15 protein-coding genes are annotated in these 20,489 nt (G+C 60.3%); 7 read left to right on the forward strand and 8 right to left on the reverse strand.

All coding sequences use genetic code 11. The annotated features are described in order from the left end of the window. Positions 1-29: 29 nt before the first annotated feature. Entirely contained in the window at positions 30-1,493 is a 1,464-nt protein-coding gene (locus ACK4R0_RS09565) for a flippase (protein ID WP_409673608.1), read from the reverse strand. 261 nt (positions 1,494-1,754) lie between these two features. Between ACK4R0_RS09565 and ACK4R0_RS09570 the strand changes: the two genes are divergently transcribed. Further along, complete coding sequence (locus tag ACK4R0_RS09570; RefSeq protein ID WP_409673610.1) at positions 1,755-3,092, forward strand: O-antigen ligase family protein; 1,338 nt, start codon at positions 1,755-1,757, stop codon at positions 3,090-3,092. A 148-nt stretch (positions 3,093-3,240) separates the two neighbouring features. Here the strand turns inward: ACK4R0_RS09570 and ACK4R0_RS09575 are convergent, their stop codons facing one another. The 7 genes from ACK4R0_RS09575 to ACK4R0_RS09605 form a co-directional block, all read right to left on the reverse strand. Beyond that, a complete protein-coding gene (locus ACK4R0_RS09575; RefSeq protein ID WP_409673612.1) occupies positions 3,241-4,287 on the reverse strand; it encodes an acyltransferase family protein in 1,047 nt (348 codons plus the stop codon). A gap of 82 nt (positions 4,288-4,369) precedes the next feature. Then, a complete protein-coding gene (locus ACK4R0_RS09580) occupies positions 4,370-5,584 on the reverse strand; it encodes a tetratricopeptide repeat protein (protein ID WP_409673614.1) in 1,215 nt (404 codons plus the stop codon). A 13-nt stretch (positions 5,585-5,597) separates the two neighbouring features. Continuing rightward, positions 5,598-7,799 (reverse strand): GumC family protein, encoded by a 2,202-nt coding sequence (locus tag ACK4R0_RS09585; protein ID WP_409673616.1) that lies wholly within the window; start codon positions 7,797-7,799, stop codon positions 5,598-5,600. A gap of 19 nt (positions 7,800-7,818) precedes the next feature. Further along, positions 7,819-8,535 (reverse strand): polysaccharide biosynthesis/export family protein, encoded by a 717-nt coding sequence (locus ACK4R0_RS09590; protein WP_409673618.1) that lies wholly within the window; start codon positions 8,533-8,535, stop codon positions 7,819-7,821. Between the two features lie 10 nt (positions 8,536-8,545). Beyond that, positions 8,546-10,003: an O-antigen ligase family protein gene (locus ACK4R0_RS09595; RefSeq protein ID WP_409673620.1), complete on the reverse strand. Its 1,458-nt coding sequence runs from the start codon at positions 10,001-10,003 to the stop codon at positions 8,546-8,548. A gap of 291 nt (positions 10,004-10,294) precedes the next feature. Then, positions 10,295-12,082: a hypothetical protein gene (locus tag ACK4R0_RS09600; RefSeq protein WP_409673622.1), complete on the reverse strand. Its 1,788-nt coding sequence runs from the start codon at positions 12,080-12,082 to the stop codon at positions 10,295-10,297. A 235-nt stretch (positions 12,083-12,317) separates the two neighbouring features. Next, positions 12,318-13,970, reverse strand: a complete 1,653-nt coding sequence (locus tag ACK4R0_RS09605) for a glycosyltransferase family 39 protein (RefSeq protein ID WP_409673624.1) — start codon at positions 13,968-13,970, stop codon at positions 12,318-12,320. 233 nt (positions 13,971-14,203) lie between these two features. Here ACK4R0_RS09605 and ACK4R0_RS09610 point away from each other — a divergent pair, with 233 nt between their 5' ends. From ACK4R0_RS09610 to ACK4R0_RS09635, 6 genes are all read left to right on the forward strand, one after another. Beyond that, a complete protein-coding gene (locus tag ACK4R0_RS09610; protein ID WP_409673626.1) occupies positions 14,204-15,139 on the forward strand; it encodes an NAD-dependent epimerase/dehydratase family protein in 936 nt (311 codons plus the stop codon). 70 nt (positions 15,140-15,209) lie between these two features. After that, complete coding sequence (locus ACK4R0_RS09615) at positions 15,210-16,499, forward strand: NAD(P)/FAD-dependent oxidoreductase (RefSeq protein ID WP_409673628.1); 1,290 nt, start codon at positions 15,210-15,212, stop codon at positions 16,497-16,499. Next, on the forward strand, positions 16,496-16,966 hold the full coding sequence (locus ACK4R0_RS09620) for a GtrA family protein (protein ID WP_409673630.1): 471 nt from the start codon (positions 16,496-16,498) through the stop codon (positions 16,964-16,966). The genes ACK4R0_RS09615 and ACK4R0_RS09620 overlap by 4 nt, the downstream gene beginning before the upstream one ends. Further along, positions 16,963-18,414 carry a UbiA family prenyltransferase gene (locus tag ACK4R0_RS09625; protein ID WP_409673632.1) on the forward strand — a complete coding sequence of 484 codons (1,452 nt, stop codon included), beginning with the start codon at positions 16,963-16,965 and terminating at the stop codon, positions 18,412-18,414. The genes ACK4R0_RS09620 and ACK4R0_RS09625 overlap by 4 nt, the downstream gene beginning before the upstream one ends. Next, a complete protein-coding gene (locus tag ACK4R0_RS09630) occupies positions 18,414-19,748 on the forward strand; it encodes an FAD-binding protein (protein ID WP_409673634.1) in 1,335 nt (444 codons plus the stop codon). Before ACK4R0_RS09625 ends, ACK4R0_RS09630 begins: the two co-directional genes overlap by 1 nt. After that, a complete protein-coding gene (locus ACK4R0_RS09635; RefSeq protein ID WP_409673636.1) occupies positions 19,749-20,477 on the forward strand; it encodes an SDR family oxidoreductase in 729 nt (242 codons plus the stop codon). Positions 20,478-20,489: the final 12 nt, after the last annotated feature.

Below are 20,489 nucleotides of genomic sequence, written 5' to 3' on the forward strand. Positions count from 1 at the left end.
GCGCCCGGCCGTCAGTGCAGGCCGCATCGTCATCGGGCGCTGGCGATGGACTGCCTGGCCCACGCAAAGACCCTCGAAATCATCTGGCGGAGCTGGTCTGGCGCAATCATCAAGCCAACGCCTGCGGCGACCAGCGCCATCACTGCGCCTATCGCGAGGTTGGCGGCCAGCGAAATTGTCGCGAGCTCGGAGATTGCCAGGCCGCACAGCAGCAGGGCTGCGCAGCCAAGCGTTGCCCAGGGCGCAGCGATTCGCCCTGCCACGAGCGAGAGAAGCACATGATCCACGGCGAGGCGCAGGCTGAAGGTGGTGGCTGCGCCGATCAGGCCGAAGGTGGTGACTGCATAATACAGCACCGGCAGATAAACTGGCAGTTCGGCCATCAGCACCTTGGTCACACGGTCTGGATGGCCGGTCGCTTGCAGACGCGCATACGGCACCAGCGCCAGAGAATTTACCCAGTATCCGATCAGCAGGATCTTGCCGACAAAGCCGACTTCCTGAGCGATATCGGCGCCTACCCAGAGTGACAGGAAAGGGTCGAGGATAAAGATGCCCACCATCATGATGGGCGTCATGATGCAAAGCACCGCTGCCACGGCAGCAGAGGTCATTCGGGTCGCGTCCTCTCCGGTCATGGTGGCAAGTCGCGGAAACATCGCGTTGGTGAGCGCTTGTGGCACAACGGTAATCCGCTCGGCGAGCTGGAACACCACCGCATAATGCCCGACGACCACCGCGCCCAGAATCGCGCCGATCAGGAACCGGTCGGACACGACGAGCAGCGGCCCGATCATCGAGGTGAGCATGACCCAGCCACCATAGCTGAGCAGCGGCCTGATCAGCTTGCGGTCGGGCCGCACCGGCTGGCCGCGCACCAGATCGGTCTGGCAGCGAAGCCACAACACCCCCAGCGCCAGCACGCGTGCGCCCAGCGCGGAGAGCAGCACGACGGGCAGATACGGTCCATAAAGCCACGCGACGGCCAGCGGTAGCAGCTGGAACAGGGTCGTGGACAGAACCGAGATCACATTGACCTCGAGAAAACGCTCGCGCCCCTGCAAGGCGCCGGTGAGCACGCCGGTCGTCGTCGCGATCGGCACCGCCAGCGCCAGCAGCGGGGCTGCCGCAATCACTTCGGGGCGCAGCGCCTCATCGACGCGAAAGAAGTTGCCGAACAGGTAATAGGACACAGGCCAGAACAGCAGCGCGCCGACAGCGCCCATCACCACATTGACGCTCAGCGCCGTCCAGAACGTTGCCGCGCGCTCCGATGCGGGCGCATCCCTGAGCGCGGCAATCCGCTGCGACGTTGCCCGGCCCAGCCCCAGATCGAACAGCCCGAAATAGCCCAGCAACAGCCACGCGATCGCCAGCACGCCATAGCGGTCCGGCCCCACGAGATTGAGATAGACCGGCACCGTCGCCAGCGCGAGCACGATCGGCAACGCGGCACCGACAAGATTGTATGCGGAATTTCGCGAGACGCTCATTGCAGATGGCCCTGAATATTGATGAGGTAGTCGAGGCTCCGCGTGCCTGCCCTGCATTGCAAACGTGGTATCCCTACCAACCCGCCAGCGCTCGGTTTCGTCCGGCGTTATGCTGGCGCATAGGCGCAAAGCTGGTTATCCGACAAGCTCCGAATGGGGGCAGAACCATTTTCGACAGGCCTGCGCGAGACACGTTTGCGTTGTGCGCCGCTCACATGGTAAGCCGCGCGCGTCATTGCCTAGAATTTCAGGAAACACGCATTGTACGGAACGACCCAGCCCTATCGCGGCTATACACCCCAGGCGGCTCCTGGCAGGCCGAATTCCTTGTTCGCCATCGGCGGAATGGGGAACGCCTATCTGGCCTTTGCGGCTATAACGACTTCCCTCGTCTTTTATGCGTTTATTGCTGACTTGATGGGGCCAGCAGGTGAAAGTGTCAGGCTTGGGGCGATTGTGGTCGCGGCGGCCCTGGCGGTGACGGGTGCTGCTATCTGTCTTTGGCGTGGCCTTCTACTGCCTGCATTCGTATCTGTGGCAGGCTTGCTATCAATATTTACATCGCTGTATGTTTTCTCAATGAACTCAGGCGTACCATTCACGTTCAACTCTGGTGGCGAGTATGTCGGCATTGGCTTTACCGGCCTTTTTGCCCTTACCCTTCAAGATCGAACTTATGGCAGATTGATGCGATGGTTCTTTTATCTCTGCTGTATTTATGTCGTTTTCTATGTTGCAGCCAGTTTGGCGCTGCGCCTTGGTTTAGTCGGCACTGGCGGAGTTTCCCGCGCGATTGCAAGTGCCGACGATGCTGGGCGAGGTGACCGCTTGCATGCTGCAGCATTGCTTATGGTCTATGGCACCGCATATTCCGTTTTGAGGGTGCGCTCAGACTTCCGAATGATCTACCTCGCGTGGGCGATAATGTTTTTGGTTGGGTGGTTTTTAACTGGTTCACGGACAATTGTGGTAGTGATTATACCTGTGCTCTTAGCGTACTTGGTCTGGAAAAACCCGAAAGCATTAGGAAAGCTAGGTTTTTTAGCATTCATGACGGGTATAGTTCTATCGATGATGATAATTATAAACCCGGAATTGAATCCGTTTTTGTATTTCGGTGACCAATCAGCGTCCGTCCGTACAAACTCAATTGATATAGCCTCTCAGAAGATTGGGGACTTTCTGATTACCGGCGCTGGAATATCATTCGGCATTGAAAATTATAAGCCTATTTCGGGAATTACGTACTTTTTTCCAGGAGATATCGGAATGATAGGTATCTTCTTCGTTTACGGATTGCCGGGATTGCTATTGTACATACTCATTTGCTATTTGGGTTGTACCAGTTATGCTAGGATAGTTGCGAAGGGCTATTCTTCAGATATCGCAACATCTGTCATGCTAACTGCTGTAATATTGAGTCTCTACAGCCTGCAGGCGCCAATGTTTAATGGCGGCTCCTCCGGCGTACTGTTTGCCACCATGTTCATCGCACTTGCTCTCGACAAAACTGCCATTGGTCGTGCGTCACAAAGGCGGGCGGGTACGCCGAGCGGTGTTCATCCATCCAGTGGGAATTTCTACCGGCTTCGGCGCTAGAACGTTAGCTCAGTGCTTGAGTTACAGGCAAGGCTCATACGCATATCGCGGCCGTTGGGATTGTTATCTGTGAGCCAGGTTAGCCAGCCTGTGATCCCATGTGACACGTACACTTGCGACGGCAAGCATTCGCAAACCCAATGCAAATCTAAAATCGTTTGGACAAGGCGAGAGCCGGCTTCTCTACCCAGTGCCATGACGCAATAGCGAGCACAATTGTAATGGGAAGTGCTAAGGCGACGTTTTCGATCGGCGTCAGCGGGCCGAAAAGATGGACCATCAGTCCTTGTATCGGAAACGCGTAAATATATATTCCGTAGGAATAGTCGCCCAAAAGATTGTACTTTTCAGCTACTGTTGAACGCATATAGGCCACGGTAAAGATAGAATATGTGAGCGCGAAAGACATTAACGCGTGATAAATCGGTAGATTCCGTAGGCTTATTGCTACAGTTGTGATTATCACTGCTGCAAGTGGCGACAGCAATATATTTTTACGCCAAACATAAAACGCCATTCCGATAACAAAAGGCAATGAGAAGTTTATTAGTGCATGTAGTCTAGCATGCACAGGTATGTCTAATATCTGGAACCATACTATGCATACTATTAGCGATGATAACGCTATTTTTATTACTAAATGTCTGTCGAAAAAACCTAAAAGACCAAGTCCTAAGACTCCAACATAACAAGCCACTTCATAAGCCAGAGTCCAGATCGACCCTTCGATATTTGGAATGGGGTTGTCCTCAAATACCCCCGGGAGTTGAAACTGAGGCCAAATTAAGGTTACGTTACGAATTATGAATTCGTATACGCCCTGATGGGTCAGATACCGAGAAATCCCGAGGCTGGTGACGAACGGTCCAATCAGGAACGCTACAAATACGACCGATACAAATAGGCCTGGAATCAGTCTTGCCGTGCGGGCGATGACGTATCGTCTTGGCGATCTAGATCGATCGTAGCTCGCTGATATCAAAAACCCAGATATTGCAAAAAAAACAAGTACAGCAATCTCACCGAGAGTATAGCCTATTAACGGTTGGAACGGTTCAACCGAATTGTATCCCAATGAAATTGGCCAGGCATGGGATAATAAGACCGCAGTGGCTGCAATGGCACGAATTAGATTTAGATGATTTGCTTTAGTCGCGGCGGCTTCTGCAAGAGAGATGCCTGACAATATATTCATAGCTGACTTGCCCCCGCCTCAATCTTTTGCCCACTACAAGTCGGGGTATGTTTGTTCATAAGCCGAATTTGGATATTCCGAACTAAGTCGAAAGCTTTATGGAATGTAGAATCAGCTCGGACTGAGACCCTGAATCTGAACCTAAAACTACCGCTGTAAGGCGCAGTAGATGGCAGTTCTGGGACACACTGATCTCTGCGCTGAAGCTAGCCGAAGGCCTGGCTGATTGGTTTTCCAGTGCCACGGCAGATGCTGCGCGGCCTGTTATGCAACTGGCGGTCCACTTCAGTTGTTCTCCGCCAGTCGACGGTCCGTCCGAAACCGCATGGCTGAACCGATACGTCGATCCCGGGTTCACGATGAAGTCTCTGGTGGCCACCTCTCCCGTGGCAAGCGGTGACGCCGAAATGGCGAGCCGATTGCCGGGTTCAATCGAGACACTGAAATTCGCATCGTCTTTAAACGACCAAGCCAGTTGTCCCATGCGGCGGTCCGTTGTCGCATCGTTCCAGCCTGTTTCGCTGAACTGCTGAGCATTGAAATCCGGTATTGTATCCTTCGCGAGCGCCAGTGCCTTCGGGCTATCGCCCTTCTCTGCCAGCCAGTGGATGACACGCGCGGTGGCGGGGTGAAACTCCGCCGTTGCCATTGAACGGGTGATCGGGTTGATCATCCGATACGTGTTTTCCAAATCGCCGTTGGACGACGCGGCCGTCCCAACAAAGGAATAGGTCCAGCTGGCCTTGCGCACGATATACGGGCGTACGGCCGCGCGGAAATCCTCTTGCGCCAGTGCCGGCACCATCTGCGGGAACAGTGCCTTTTGCAGATCGGGACGCACCAGCATGGCGGCGTCGTAGTGCACCAGGGCCTTGACGGGTTCGTTGTTGCGGCGGTGGTATTCTGCCAGCCACAGTTCGGTGATGCTGTCGCGGCGGGAAACGCGGCTTGCCATCTGCATGGCTCGATAGGCGTCCTGCTGCCTGCCGGTGATCTCGGCGCGCACGCCTAGCGTCCTCAGCAGCACGCGGTTGAGCGGATCCTCGCCCAGGCCGGCCCGGGCGTTGGCGGCATCATCGGCATCGGCCTCGAACGTGCTGCGCGCGACCATACGGTCGTTCATCGCTGCTGCGACAGCCCCCGGATCGGTCGGGCGGGCACGGTAGGCGGCTTCCGGATTGGCGCGCCGCATATTGCTCGCCAGCGAGTAATCGAACGCCCAATAGGCCAGCACCACCGCTGCAAACCCCAAAGGCCAGCGTGCGGCACGCGCAGCGGGCGTGGCAGCCATGATCACAGGCCCGCCCTCCTTACTGCTCAAGGTCCTTGCGGTCGGAGCCATAGCCATAGCCGTAGCCATAACCATAGCCATAACCATAGTTCATCGAACCTTCGCCGACCTTGGTCAGCACCACGCCGGACAGGCGCGCATTGGCCATGACCAGACGCTGGATCGAGCTGCGGATGCCGCGGACGGCGGGGCCGACCGATTCGACCACATAGACCACGCTTTCGACCGCCTTGGCGATCAACGGCGCATCGGTCATGCCCAGCACCGGCGGCGCATCGATCACGATATTGTCGTAATGCGTCAAGGCCTGCGCGATCAGGGTGGCCAGACGGTCGCCGCTGAGCAGCTCGGCCGCGCTCGGGGGCGAGCGTCCGGTCGAGATGATCGAGACGTTCTTGAGCTCGGTCGGCTGAATGAAGCTCTGCCAGTCGTCCTCACCCGCCAGATAGTTGCTCAACCCCTTGTCGTTGGCCATGCCCAGCATGCCGTGGATCGAAGGCGAGCGAAGATCGCCATCGATCAGCAGCACGTTCTTGCCGGTACGGCCGAGTACGACCGCCAGCGCCATCGAGGTCGAGCTCTTGCCCTCGCTCGGACGCGTGCTGGTCACTGCCAGCGATTTGGGGAAGCCGTGGCTGGTGGAGAACGACAGGTTGGAGTGGATGGAGAAATAGGCGTCGTAAAGCGCGGACTTCACGTCGGTCATTTCTTCGGTGGCGTTCCTTTCCACCTGCGGTGTGATGCCCAGCAACGGCAAGCCGAGCAGTGCATCGACCTGGGTCGGATCGCGGATGCCTTCATCGATCTGCTCGAGACCGAACGCGGTCGCACCAGCCAGGGCAACGCCCAGGAAGCTCGCGATCAGCAGGTTGAGCAGAAGGTTGGGCGAGGATGGGGTGTCGGGAACATTCGCGGGTTCGACCACGCTGATGTTGTTCACACCGACCTGGCCCGCGACACCGATTTCCTTGTAGCGCTGCAGCAGCGCATCGTAGATTTGCCGATTGGTGTCAGCATCGCGCAGGAAGGCGGCATACTGGATGTTCGCCTGGTTCTCGGTATCGAGACCCCGTTTGAGCAGCTCCACCCGGGCGCGCAGTTCGGATTCACGCCGGGCGGCTTCGCGATATTCGGACTGGCGCGCCCGCGAAATCCGCTGCGTTTCCAGAGCGATGGCGTTTTCGGCGGATGACAGCTGCTGCTTGAGTTCCTGGACGGTAGGATGTCCGTCTTCCAGCTGCACGCGCCGCTTGGCGTATTCCGCCGCAATCGTGGCGCGCTGCGCACGCAGGCTGGACAGCGTGACGCTGGTCACCGATTCGGTCGTCGATTCGCCCGCAGAGGCGCTGCGCGCTTCCGCAGCGATCCGCGCAGCGGTGGCGTCGTTCAGGGCAGAGGCCATTTCGGCCAGCTGCGTCCCCGCCAGCGTCTGGTTGGAAACGGTGCGGCCTTCGCTGTCCCGCGTTTCGCCCAACGTGATGATGCCGTTGCGCGAGGCATAATTGACGGCGAGCTTTTCTGATTCGTCGAGCCGCTGACGCAGCGTGACGAGCCGTCCTTCGAGGAACTTGCGGGCATCTGCGGTGGATGCATATTGCCGGTCCATGCTGGTGGCGATGAACGCGGCAGCCCATTCATTGGCGATCCGCGCGGACAGGGCCGGGTCGCGGCTGGTATAGGTGACGTTGACCAGCTTGGAGTTGCGGATCGGCGAGACATCGACGTTATCCAGCAGCAGCCGGACGATCATCTGACGGTTTTTGTCCTTGATCTGCTGTGCCGACAGGCCGGGTGCCTTTTCGGTCAGCACATCGCCATCGATGCCATGGGCCGCAAGGAAAGTCTCGTTGTCGTACAGCGCCAGCGCTGCAGCGACGCGCTCGGCCAACGGCCGGGCCTTGAGCAGCGTGTACTGCGTCGCATAGAACTCCTGGTCCTGCGGCGTGGTCTGGGCCTCGATGCCCTCCACCATGGTGATCTGCTTTTGCTGACGGTCGATCTGAATCTGGACCTGCGCGGTGTACTGCGGCGACATGAACAATGTCACCATCACGCTCAGGATGATGCATCCCAGAATGATGCCCAGCATCAGCCACCGCCAGCGCATGACGGTGTACCAATATTGCAGCAGCATCGGCGGCACGGTGGATCCAGCGCCTACGCCCGGGGTCGGATAGCCCCGATCCATGTCTGCCGCGCTCAAATGTTCTGTGTTTTGCATGTTGTATCCAGCGCTTGCGTCAGTTGTTGCCGAGCAGGAAAATCAGCGGGCCGACAATCGGGGGCACCACCGTGAAGATATCCTTCAGGTTGCGCCGGGCCTGCGAATCGCCCACCACGACCGTGTCGTTGGGGTAAAGTTCCGGATCCGCGTACTGGCCGAGTTCGATCGCCTTGGCGTCATAAAGGGCGGCGTACTGCTGGCCTCCGACCTTGCGGAACACCAGTACCTCGCGCTTCTTGGAGAATTCCGTCCAACCCTCGGCGCGCGCAATCGCCTTCAGCAGCGTCATTTCGCCGACGATCGGATAGATCCCGGGCCGCTTGATCTCGCCACTGATGGCGACGACCTGGCTCGAGGTTTCCTTGAGGTTGACGGTGACCTGCGGGTTGCGCAGGAACCGGCCCTTGAGCATGGATTCCATGGTGCCGGCGATTTCGCCGGGGGTCTTGCCCGCCACCTCGACCGTTCCGATCAGCGGAAAGGTGATCCGGCCACCGGCATCGACCTGGATCTCGTTCTGCCGCAGATCCTCGTTGCCGAACACCTCGATGCTCAGCACATCATAAGGTCCGACGATGAACGGCCGGGCCGACGCGGCATAGTCTGCCGATGTCGGGGCCGGCAGCGAATCGGCCTGCACCATCGTCAGGTTGGGTGCCCCGCCGACCTGGACCGGGCCACTGGTCGCGCACGCCGCGCAGACGAAAGCAGCAAGTGCCGGGATGAAAACCATACGCGCACGTTTAAACATTGGCTTCCTTGCCCTTAACTTCGCGAAATGCATGATTCGGCCGACAACACCATACTGTTGCCAATGCAAAAACCGCCGCCATTATAGGCGTCCTTAGCGGATAATCGACGCCGCTCGCAATGGCCAAAACCAGCACCATTATCAGTCCGAGGCGGTTTAACCTGTTTGGTTTTCCGTTGATAGCGCGACACCGCCATACCGCAACTGCGAACATGACTACCGCTGCAATCAACAGCACACCTCCGGGCAGTCCGGCAGTCATCACCACCTCGAGCCAGTCGTTATGGGCATGGTTGGAATAGCTGGCGCTGAGCAACGCATTGGGCTCGTGGATCTGGTAGACCTCGGCATAGCTCCCGACGCCCGAACCCCAGGGAAGATAGCCGGGCAGGAATGCCAGCACGTTTTCCCAGACCGAATAGCGCAAATCCTCGTTCACCATCGACAAGCGATCGACCGCGACATTGCGCGATGACATCGTGAACCCGATGGTGACGATGCCTGCAATCGCGGCCGCTGCCCCCCCTGCCAGAACCAGCCAGCGCCGCGATCCGCCTTTCAGCCAATGGGCTGGCAGCAGATCGGCGCGCATGGTCGCGATGCCAAGGATGGCCACGCCGCAGACCACCAGGCCCATGCGCGATCCGGTCACGAAGACGAGCGGGATCACTGCCAGTGCCAGGGCGGCGGCCAGAATGCGCAGAAAACCGCCGTCCAGGCCAAAGCGTTCACCCGTGGCAGCGATGTACGCCAGCATCGGGAACAGCAGGGCCAGCAGTGCGGCCTGATGGTTGCGGTTGGCAAGCAGGCCCGGCGGCGTATCCGACATGATGGCGTAAAGCTGGATATCGATCCCGGCGGCCTGCATCACCCCGACAAGCCCGCTGAGCAAGGCCAGCCCGGCCACTGCGACGAGCAGCCAGAACGTGTCGCGATCATCAAGCTGGATCGCCAGAAAGAACACGGCGATGGGCGCAAAAAGCGCGAAGAACGCGTTCCATGCGCCGATTGGCACCATCGACAGCGGCAGCCATATGTCGGGCTGTCCTGCCAGCCTTTCGACATCCAGGATGATGTCGCGACCGGCCAGCGAATGCCACAGCGCAGGCGGCAGCGGTATCAGATGCGCGATCACCAAGGTGACTATCGCGCCGATCATCACCAACGGCGCACGATAGGTCCGCCATTGTTCTGCGGTGGAGGTGGCGATCGCATAAAAGGCCAGCAGCACCGAAACCGGCCGCAGGAACAGCAAGGTCGGGATTTCCTTGCGCGAGCTTCCGCCGACCAGGAAGACGAACACCAGAAACGCCAGCAGAATCCAGAACTGGCGGCTTCTGCGGATGCCGCGCTGGGGAACTCTGGCGCGTGACTGGGATTTCGAACGATAGCGACGACCATCGGCACCGATCTTGGTTTTCGGCGCTTGCTTGCGAAAACTGTATGTCATTAAACGCGGTTCCGACGCAGGTGGGCATTCGTCAGGCCGGGCGGTCCAGCTATCGGACCGCGTACCATGGGCTGCGCGGCGCTGGCGGGAGCAGGCCGCAGCGTTGCAAACAGGCCGCGCCGGTGTTGAAGCTCGATTGCCACTGTGTGATAAACTCTCTCAACCAGACTTTGCCACCCGTTAACCGGCTCGCGCCGGACGCCAAGCCCCATGGCTTTGCTAGGTGGAAAAGATTTGCGCAAGACATTTGTCTTCAATCCTGCTGCGCCCAAAAGCGCGGCCCGGCCCTAATCACACCCCGCCCAAATCAACCTTCGCAAATCGACAGGCCGTTTTTCTATCGGGATCAAGCGTATAAAGGCTCACCGTGCCCGACCCCAGGCGAGCATTGATATGGCCCTGCCAGCCGGGGTTGTTGTTCAGCATCGCTTCGCCAAACGACCGCCCCGGGCTGCGCATCGCATAGCCTGCGACAACGCCCGTCGCGTTTACCGCAACGATATGGTCCATATTCTCAGTCGGGCTCCGCAAGGTGCCGGAGATTCTCCAGCCCCCGTCGGGCAGTCTGACCGGGGTCGCTGCCGTCCCCGCGCAGGATGTAGTCCGCGCATCGAAATTCGCCGGAACCGGCTTGCCGAGCAGCGAGGCCCAGCGATGCTGGAACGGTGCCAGCCCGCGCTGGCGCAACTCATCAAACGCTGCAAGCGAACTGGCATCGGGCTCGAGCATGATCACCCGCAGCGCGGCGACGTCCAAGGTGCTCGAAAGCATGGCGGTGCGCGCACCGACCCGGTCGGCCTGATGGCCTCCGCCCAGAAACTGCTCATCCGATTTGCCAGTGGCGATCGGTGACAGGCCGGGGCTGACGATCATCGCTTTGACGATGAAGGGCTGACTCGCGGCGATGACCAACCCGAACAGGAGCGTGCCAATCGCTGGCACGGTCCGCGCCCAGGCACGATCGGCCAGCGGAAGGGCGCCCACCAGCAGCACGGTGGTCATCCAGAACATGTCGGCAGACGTGCCGTAGCGGCTGGTGGCGGCCGAGTAGACCGGGCACTCGACACCGCGGCCATAGGCGGTCACCGCTGCCGTCCCCACCAGAAACGCCAGCAGCGCCATCAGGAAGCCGACAATCGGCCGCCAGCGCTGCTCGGGATCGAACAGCGCCCGCAGCGACAGGAATGCGGCGGTCAGCAGCCCGATATAGCCGAGCACTCCGGTGACCATCAGCGTCGTCTCGGTGAAGCTGGCGGTGCGGAACACGATCCGCGCAACCGGCGCGCCAAGATAGACGCCCAGATAACCCAGCATCGAGCCGATGCTCTGCAGCGACAGATAGCTCTGCGCCTTCTGGGTGTCGTAGACATCGGTGCACAGCACGTCCTCGCTGCCGGTGGCGAGCAGCAGATACACGCCGACGATCGCGACCCCGGCGATGGCGGCGGTGACGATGTCTTTTGCGGGGCGCCCCAGCGCCCAGGCCAGCGGCGCCAGCAGGAATCCTGCCAGAATACCGTTGGCCATCGTGACGCCAGCGGTGGCCGCGATCGCGATCGACAGCCACAGGCCCCGGCTGCCTTTGCCGAACGCCATCGCCGCAAAGGCAAAGGTCGCCAAAACGAACACGCCCACGATCTGGACGTTGAACGCGCTCATGAAATTGGCCACCGGATAGGCCCACAAAAGCACGATGATCGCAAAGCCCTGATAAACCCACGACAGTCCGGACTTGCGGCAGACCCAGACGATCAGCGCGGCATCGGCCACGAGCAACAGCACCGTGATCGTCATGCTCAGCGCCGATGATCCCGATGCCAGCCAGATGTCGGCAGCATAGATCAGGCGGGGCACCATGCTCACATGCCCGTTCAGCGAATCGAAGAACCCGCCGAAGATTTCCTGGTAGGTGACAAGGCCCCAACTATCCCAATGCGGCACGCCGATAAAAGTGCGCGCGATCATCACAACCAGCAGCAGCCCGGTCAGTGCACCCAGTCCGAACCAGGCAGTGCGGGCGAGCGATACCACGCCCCTGCCGCGCGAAGGTCCAGGGCTTTCGGAGAATTGGGTCATCATGCTTCCTGCTGCGTGGGTTGCAAATCTGGATGGCCTGCGAAGGTTAGCCTCGGGCGGTGACTAACGGGCTGTATTGCGTTCCGGTCCCCCAGATTGGCGCTGCGGTATCGTTGGTCCTTATGGCCGCAGGCGCTCCAGGCGTGGCGACGGAGCATCCAGCGTCTAATGAAGTCTGTGCCCGATGACCATACTGTAGCGAACGCAAGGTCAATCATGCCGCGCCAGGGTCGTGCGATCAGTTCGCCGAACACAGGCCCAGTGTCTCTTGCGGTGCCTTCTGGGTTTTGGCCAGCCAAATCTGGGTTTCGCCGGAGCTTGCGACGGGGCGGTAGCGGGAAGCCAGATATTCATCCAGAATCTTCACCCCGCTCGAACGGCTGCTCTTGTTCGGTTCTTTTATGTCATCGAAGCTGAAATCGCGCACCACCCAATTGACCTTGTTCCGCTGCAGATCTGCAACGATCTGTGTTTGAATGTCGGCGCGGGTCTGCAGCCCAGGGTCAAAATGATGCCAGTGGGTACCGGGAAGGCGGTCTGTCGAGAAGTACAGGTAAACCGGGTTGACGAATATTTTGTCGTGGCGGCCAAGCGCCGCAAAAATCCGCTCTTCGGCCAGGCTGTGCTGCCTGATATAGTTGGACACCCGCAGATAATCAGACCCGAGACGAATTGCCGACGCCGATTGCAGCGGCGTGCAATCATCCTGCTCTGCAGGTTGCAGGCCCATCGCCCAACCCAATACGGTACGGTCCGGCTTGATTACGTCTATCAGCAATTCCCTGGCCACCACCAATCCCGGCGCCAGCCCCAGCACAGCGATCATCGTCCAGGCGGTCTTGAGGTTGGCCCTTGCCGCAAGGCGATCCGCCAGCAGTCCACATAGCACCGTCGCAGGAACGATCGACATCAGCATGTGCGACGTACCAACGCGTACGACCCCCTTGTAATACAGGATCACCGTCATCGTCATCATTATGACCATGAGTGGAAATTGCAGTGAATCGCTCTTGCTGGTTCTTCTCCAGAGTTTGGTTGCGAGCATGTCCCATCCTGCGACTGCCATCACCAAAACAGGAAAATAGACGGCCAATTCCTCGGGATGGCTGATCAGCCGTTTGGGCCCCGGAAACGGAAGGCCGCGCATTTCTGCATAATAGTTGATCGGAAATTCGATGATATCACCGTAGAAATCATTGAAGTCTGCGACGCTTAAGTAGCTCAATGCAAACGGAAAGAATGTCGCCGCCGAGGCTATCCCATAGACGGTGACCTGGATCGAAGCTTTCGTCATCCGTTCAGAAAGGGTCTGGCCCTGTGCAATGATGATCAGCGCAAGACATTGAGCGGCGAGGATAAAAAATCCGCTGTCATAGCGGAACAGCGCGGCTACACCTGCCAGTGCGCCAGCAATCGCAACTCCGGTGATGTTGTAGCCGGGATTTCCATTAAGCAAAAACAGCGAGCCTGTCATCGATAGCAGAATTACAGGAAATACCGGATAAAGATGGAACTGAGAGCCGACGAAAAATGCAAGGCAAAATACCGGCGGTATCAGAGCGAAGATCCAGCTAACGCGTTTGGCAGACAAGCCGTAAACGACTACCACGGCTGCTGCCATGGTCAAAATACTATATACTCGCGCATACAAAATATCATGACCAAAAAACTTCATGATAAATGCCAGGATGTAATTCTGTCCCGGACCATACGTCGAATAATAGTCTCGATGCGGAATATCTCCCGCAAGAGTTCTTAGGCCTCCCGTCAGCACAATACCTTCGTCATAGATATTGATGTCGCGGTTCATCAAAAGGAAAAGAGCGAGCAGGGCCCCCAGAAAAACCATCAAGCTGAAGCGAACTGGCGTACGTTCAAACAGACTCAGCATAAACGTTCCTGTGGGGCAAGCATTGCTTCGTTTCTCTGGTTGAACCTAAGTATGGCCAGAAGCAACCGACTCATAGCGGGTTCGTGGAAAGGCCCCGCTACAACGTAAGGGAGCAGGATGAAACGATATTTACCTCTCCCATCGACCCCTTCCGCTTCGTTGTTGCACTGCAACGAATCCACCCCTAATAGTCCGCCGCGGCTCGAAGCCGCGACAGCGCCGGGAGTATGGGCATGGTGGCCAAGAAGATCGTAATCACCGGTGGGGCAGGGCTGGTCGGCCAGAACCTTGTCGCCAAGCTCAAGCAGCGCGGCTATACCCGGATCGTCTCCATCGACAAGGCCGCCGCCAACTCGGCCATCCTGCGCGAACAGCATCCCGATATCGAGGTCATCGTCGCCGATCTGGCGCGCGAGGATGGCTGGCAGCATGCGCTGGCCGATTGCGACGCGCTGGTTCACGGCCATGCGCAGATCGGCGGGCTGGTGCCGCAGGAGTTCGTCGACAACAACATCCTGGCCAGCGAGCGCGTGATGGCAGCAGCGGTGCAGCACGCCGTTCCCTATGTCGTGAACATCTCGTCGTCAGTGGTCAATTCGCTTGCCGTGGACGATTACACCGAAACCAAGAAGGCGCAGGAAAAGCTGGTTGCCGAAACCGGCCTCACCCAGATCGTGCTGCGCCCGACGCTGATGTTCGGCTGGTTCGACCGCAAGCATGTCGGCTGGCTCGCCCGCTTCATGGAGAAGGTTCCGGTGTTCCCGATCCCCGGCGACGGCAAATATCTGCGCCAGCCGCTGTATGTCGGCGATTTCTGCGATGTCATCGTCTCGGCGATCGAGAAGAAGATGACCGGCGCGTACAACATCACCGGGCAGGAGCGGATCGACTATATCGATCTCATCCGCGCGATGAAGCGCGCGACGGGCGCCGACGCTGTGATCGTAAAAATCCCTTATGGCCTGTTCGCGATGCTGCTGCGCACCTACGCATTGTTCAGCAAGAACCCGCCGTTCACCGAAAAGCAGCTCAAGGCGCTGTCGACCCCGGACGTGTTCGAGATCATCGACTGGCCGGGAATCTTCGGTGTGCGCGCCACACCGCTGGACGAAGCCTTGAAAGAGACCTTCGGCCACCCTGTCTACTCGAAGATTGCGCTGCAGTTCTGATAGGCTATTCGCCGGACCTGGGTAACTGGATCATGTTGGGGCTTGCGATGCGGCAGGCCGGGAGAATTGAATGTCACGTGTCGTCGTCATCGGTGCCGGAGCCATGGGGCTGGCCGCGGGCTATCATGCCGCAAAGGCGGGCCATCAGGTCGAGGTGATCGAGGCCTCGCCCGATGCAGGCGGGATGGCGGCGCATTTCGATTTCGCCGGAATGTCGATCGAGCGCTTCTATCACTTCGTCTGCAAGACCGACCAGCCGACCTTCGACCTGATGGCCGAGATCGGGCTGGGCGATGCGATGCGCTGGCGCGATACCTCGATGGGCTATTTTTCGGGCGGCAAGCTGCACAAGTTCGGCGATCCGGTGTCGCTGCTGACCTATCCGCAGCTCAACCTGATCGAGAAGTTCCGCTATGGGCTGCTCGCCTTCATCTCGACCAAGCGCGATCGCTGGGATGCGATCGAGACGCAGAGCGCACGCGAATGGATTACGCGCTGGTCGGGCAAGAGCGTCTACGACAAGATGTGGAAGCCGCTGTTCGATCTCAAGTTCTTCCAGTACGCCGACAATGTCTCGGCCGCATGGATCTGGACGCGGGTGAAGCGCACGGGTCGCTCGCGCAAGTCGATCTTCCAGGAGCAATTGGGCTATATCGAGGGCGGCAGCCAGACCCTCGTCGACCGGCTGGTCGAACGCATCGAGGCATTGGGCGGCAAGGTCATCCTCGGTAATCCGGCGAGCAAGGTCGTCACCGAGGACGGCAAGGTCACCGGCGTCGAGGCCGCTGATGGCTTCCACCCGGCTGATTACGTCATCTCCACGGTGCCGACACCTTTGGTGTCCGACATGATCCCCGACATGCCCGCCGACTGGAAGGCCAAGTACGACGCGATCGAGAACATCGGCGTGTGCTGCCTGCTGTTCCGCCTCAAGAAATCGGTCACACCCAATTTCTGGCTCAACATCATCGAGCCCGATATCGAGATTCCCGGCATCATCGAGTTTTCCAACCTTCGCCCCGTGCCCGGCGGCGAGACCGTGGTGTACGTGCCGTATTACATGCCCGTCACCCACCCCAAGTTCGCGTGGGACGACCAGAAGCTGCTCGACGAGGCGTTTTCGTACATCCAGCGGATCAACCCTGCGATCACCCGCGACGACATCGTCGCGACCAAGGTCGGCCGGCTGCGTCATGCCCAGCCGATCTGCGAGCCGGGTTTTGCCGCCAAGATCCCGCCGGTGCAGACCCCGATCGCCGGGCTCCAGGTCGCCGATACCTGCTTCTATTATCCCGAGGACCGCGGCATTTCCGAGAGCGCGCGGCTCGCCAAGGAAATGGTGGAGAGCATCCCGGCATGACCAGCCTGTCGGACAAGGTTGCCGAACCGGCGACCCCTGACGGCGGCCTGGGTGACGGCACCGGTGAAGGCAAGCGCTTTGCCAGCTTCATCGTCACCGGCGGCATCGCAGCGGTGGTCAACCTGGGCTCGCGCTGGCTGCTCAGCCATGTGATGCCGTATGAGGCGGCGGTATCGGTCGCCTATCTGATCGGCATGACCACCGCATTCCTGCTCGCACGGATGTTCGTGTTCAACGCCAGCGGCGACAGCTGGCTGGCCGAATATGGCCGCTTTGCCGTGGTCAACGCGTTCAGCTTCCTCGTCGTGCTCGGCGTCAGCGCAGGCATGCTGCGGCTGGTGCTGCCGTTCATCGGCTGGGACTGGCATGCCGAGGAGATCGCGCATCTGGTCGGCGTGGTCAGCCCGATCGTGCTGAGCTATTACGCGCACAAGCATTATTCCTTTGGCGAGAAGAAGAAGCCGTGATCGACCACAACATCCAACCGGGCGGCGCGGCCGACACCACCCCGCTGGTCGTCGATGTCGATGGCACGCTGATCCGCAGCGACCTGCTGTTCGAAGCGGCGCTGCAGCTTGTCGCCACCCAGCCATGGAACAGCTGGAAGCTGGTGACCTGGCTGGCGGGCGGGAAGGCATCGCTCAAGAAGAACCTTGTCGATACCGTCGATCCGCATATCGCCAGCATGCCGCTGCGTGCCGAGACGGTGGCTGCGATTGCGGCTGCCAAGGCACAAGGCCGCCCTGTCTGGCTGGCGTCGGCATCCGATCACCGCTGGGTCGAGCAGATCGCCGCGCGGATTGACGGTGTCGATGGCGTGATGGGATCGGACGGCATCACCAATCTGGCCGGTCCCAACAAGGCCGCAGCATTGGTCGAGCGTTTCGGCCACAAGCAGTTCGACTATATCGGCGATCACATGGTCGACATGCCGGTGTGGGATGCCGCGCGGCGCGCGATCCTGATCGCGCACACCGACGGGCTCGAGCGCGCGGTCAAGCGGCGCTTCCCGGAGGTCGAGGTCATCGCCCGGCCCCGGACCCCGATCCGGCCCTATTTCAAGGCGATGCGCCCCTATCAATGGGCGAAGAACGCGCTGGTGTTCCTGCCCGCGATCGCCGGGCACAGCATCGGCGACATCGCCGTGCTGATCGCCGCGTTCATGGCCTTCTGGGCGTTCAGCCTGGCGGCCTCGAGCGCCTATATCATCAACGACCTGCTCGACCTGCCGGGCGATCGCGACCATCACCGCAAGTCCAGGCGTCCGTTCGCCGCCGCCGACATATCGATCCCGCGCGGGATACTCATGGCGATCGGGCTGATGGCGGCAGCGATCTTCATCGCCGCATTGCTGCCGCTCGAGTTTCTCGCGATCCTGCTGGGCTATGTTGTGCTGACGCTTGGTTATTCGCTGTTTCTCAAACGGCAGATGCTGGTGGACGTCATCATCCTGGGCGGACTCTACACCATCCGCGTGCTGGGCGGGATTGCAGCAACTGGCGAGGAAAAGTCGCAATGGCTGCTGATGTTCTGCCTGTTCTTCTTCCTCAGCCTCGCGATCGTCAAGCGCTGCTCGGAGCTGGTGGCGCGGCGCGACGCGGGCAAATCTTCGCCCCCGGGACGCGGCTATGCGATCAACGATCTGGCGATGCTGCTGCCCTTGGGCGCGGCGGCGGGCTATGCCTCGGTGATGGTGGTGATGCTGTATCTGAGCAGCCCGCGGATGCTCTCGCTTTACGCGCACCCGTTGCGGATGTGGCTGATCTGCCCGCTGCTGATCTACTGGATCAGCCGTGCGCTGATGCTGGCCAATCGCAACCAGATGCATGACGACCCGATCATCTTTGCGATGACCGACAAGGTCAGCTGGCTGACCGGCGTGGCCGCCGCCGTGATCATCGCGATCGCGATCTGATGCCGTATCAGGCGCCTCTCGCCGGGTGGGGCCGCTATCCGGTGCGCGAGTGCACCGTGTGGCAGCCGACCACGCCGCAGGCGCTGCACGACACGCTGGCACCATTGCCCAGCAGCATCGCGCGGGGCAATGGCCGGTCGTACGGCGATGCCAGCATGAACCCGGCCGCTACCATCGACATGCGCAGGCTCGACCGGCTGATCGCGTTCGACGAAGTGACAGGGACGCTGGAATGCGAGGCAGGCGTGCTGCTGTCCGATCTGGTCGCGGCGTTCGTCCCGCGCGGCTGGTTCCCGCCGGTGACCCCGGGCACCCGCATGGTCACCATCGGCGGGATGATCGCCAGCGACGTCCACGGCAAGAACCACCATGTTGCAGGGTCGTTCTGCGACCATGTCGACTGGTTCGATCTCGATCTTGGCGATGGCCGGGTGGTGCGTTGTTCGCCGTCCGAGAATTCCGATCTGTTCGCCGCGACCTGCGGCGGCATGGGGCTCACCGGCATCGTCGTGCGTGCCTCGTTCCGCATGCTCAAGGTCGAAAGCGCGTTCATGCGCCAGCGCACGATTCGCGTGCCCGATCTCGAACAGGCGCTCGCCGTGTTCGAGCAATCGCACGGCTCGACCTATTCGGTGGCGTGGATCGATTGCATGGCCACCGGCAAGAGCCTGGGCCGCTCGGCGATCCTGCTGGGCGAACATGCGAAGCTCGACGAGCTCGACCCCGCGCGCCGCGCCGCGCCGCTCGCGCGACCGATCCGCAAGCCCAAGACGATCCCGATCGACTTTCCGAACTTTGCCTTGAGCGGCTTCAACGTGCGGATGTTCAACCATCTCTATTACGCGATGCAGCGCCCGGGCGACGCGGTGGTCGATCTCGACCCCTATTTCTACCCGCTCGATGCGATCTTCGAGTGGAACCGGATCTACGGCCGCCAGGGCTTTCTGCAGTATCAGTCCGTCCTTCCGCTCGCGACAAGCGAACAGGGCATGCGCCGCCTGCTCGAGGCGATTTCCGCTGCCGGCGCCGGATCATTCCTCGCGGTGTTGAAGCGCATGGGGCCGGGCTCGTTCGGAATGCTGAGCTTCCCGATGGAAGGCTATACGCTGGCGCTCGATTTCCCCGCGACCCCTGACAATTTCGCGCTGCTCGAGCGGCTCGATGCGATCACCGCCGATCATGGCGGGCGTGTGTATCTCACCAAGGATGCGCGGGTTTCGCCCGAGCGTTTTGCCGCCGGCTATCCCAGGCTTGACGAATTTCGTAACCTTCGTGCGCAATATGGCCTCGACCGGCGCTTCTCCTCGCTGCTTTCACAAAGATTGGGTCTGTAAATGCTCGCTTCTCCCGTCCTCATCATCGGTGCCCGTTCGGACATCGGCCGCGCGCTCGCCAAGGGCTATGCCGCGAAGGGCTGCGAGGTCATTCTGGCGGCGCGCGGCGACATCAGCGCGGATGCGACCGACCTTGCCCTGCGCACCCAGGCCAAGGTGCGCGCGGTCAGCGTCGACATCACCGATGGCGCGGCGGACGCGTTCTTCGATTCGCTGGGCGTGGTGCCGGGCACCGTGGTGATGGTCGCAGGGCTGCTCGGCGACCAGGCCGAATCGGCCGCGCATGACGAGATCGCCGCCAAGGTGATGGACAGCAACTATAACGGCCCCGCGCGCTATCTGCTCGCCGCTGCACGCCGCATGGCGAATGTGCCCGGTGCCTGCATTATCGGCATCAGCTCGGTCGCGGGCGAGCGCGGGCGCGCGTCGAACTTCATCTACGGATCGGCCAAGGCCGGGTTCACCGCGTTCCTCTCTGGCCTGCGCAATGCGCACGCCAAGACCGGGCTCCACGTGATGACGGTCAAGCCCGGCTTCGTCCGCACCCAGATGACCGCGGGCATGAAGCTCTCCCCGGTGATGACCGCCGAGCCCGAGCAGGTCGCCGATGCCATTCTCAAGGCGCAGGACAAGAAGGCCGACGTCATCTACACGCTCGGCCGCTGGCGGATGGTCATGGCCGTCATCCGCGCGATCCCCGAGCCGATCTTCAAGAAGCTCTCGCTCTAGGCTCATCGGGCC

The sequence above is a fragment of the Blastomonas sp. genome (assembly GCF_046294995.1).
In the GTDB taxonomy this organism is placed as follows: Bacteria; Pseudomonadota; Alphaproteobacteria; order Sphingomonadales; family Sphingomonadaceae; genus Blastomonas.

Excerpts from the sequence above, each read along its gene's own strand:
- ACK4R0_RS09565 (WP_409673608.1), bottom strand. The coding sequence starts at position 1,493 with ATGAGCGTCTCGCGAAATTCCGCATACAATCTTGTCGGTGCCGCGTTG.
- ACK4R0_RS09575 (WP_409673612.1), bottom strand. The coding sequence starts at position 4,287 with ATGAATATATTGTCAGGCATCTCTCTTGCAGAAGCCGCCGCGACTAAA.
- ACK4R0_RS09585 (WP_409673616.1), bottom strand. The coding sequence starts at position 7,799 with ATGCAAAACACAGAACATTTGAGCGCGGCAGACATGGATCGGGGCTAT.
- ACK4R0_RS09590 (WP_409673618.1), bottom strand. The coding sequence starts at position 8,535 with ATGGTTTTCATCCCGGCACTTGCTGCTTTCGTCTGCGCGGCGTGCGCG.
- ACK4R0_RS09595 (WP_409673620.1), bottom strand. The coding sequence starts at position 10,003 with ATGACATACAGTTTTCGCAAGCAAGCGCCGAAAACCAAGATCGGTGCC.
- ACK4R0_RS09600 (WP_409673622.1), bottom strand. The coding sequence starts at position 12,082 with ATGATGACCCAATTCTCCGAAAGCCCTGGACCTTCGCGCGGCAGGGGC.
- ACK4R0_RS09605 (WP_409673624.1), bottom strand. The coding sequence starts at position 13,970 with ATGCTGAGTCTGTTTGAACGTACGCCAGTTCGCTTCAGCTTGATGGTT.
- ACK4R0_RS09610 (WP_409673626.1), top strand. The coding sequence starts at position 14,204 with ATGGTGGCCAAGAAGATCGTAATCACCGGTGGGGCAGGGCTGGTCGGC.
- ACK4R0_RS09615 (WP_409673628.1), top strand. The coding sequence starts at position 15,210 with ATGTCACGTGTCGTCGTCATCGGTGCCGGAGCCATGGGGCTGGCCGCG.
- ACK4R0_RS09620 (WP_409673630.1), top strand. The coding sequence starts at position 16,496 with ATGACCAGCCTGTCGGACAAGGTTGCCGAACCGGCGACCCCTGACGGC.
- ACK4R0_RS09630 (WP_409673634.1), top strand. The coding sequence starts at position 18,414 with ATGCCGTATCAGGCGCCTCTCGCCGGGTGGGGCCGCTATCCGGTGCGC.
- ACK4R0_RS09635 (WP_409673636.1), top strand. The coding sequence starts at position 19,749 with ATGCTCGCTTCTCCCGTCCTCATCATCGGTGCCCGTTCGGACATCGGC.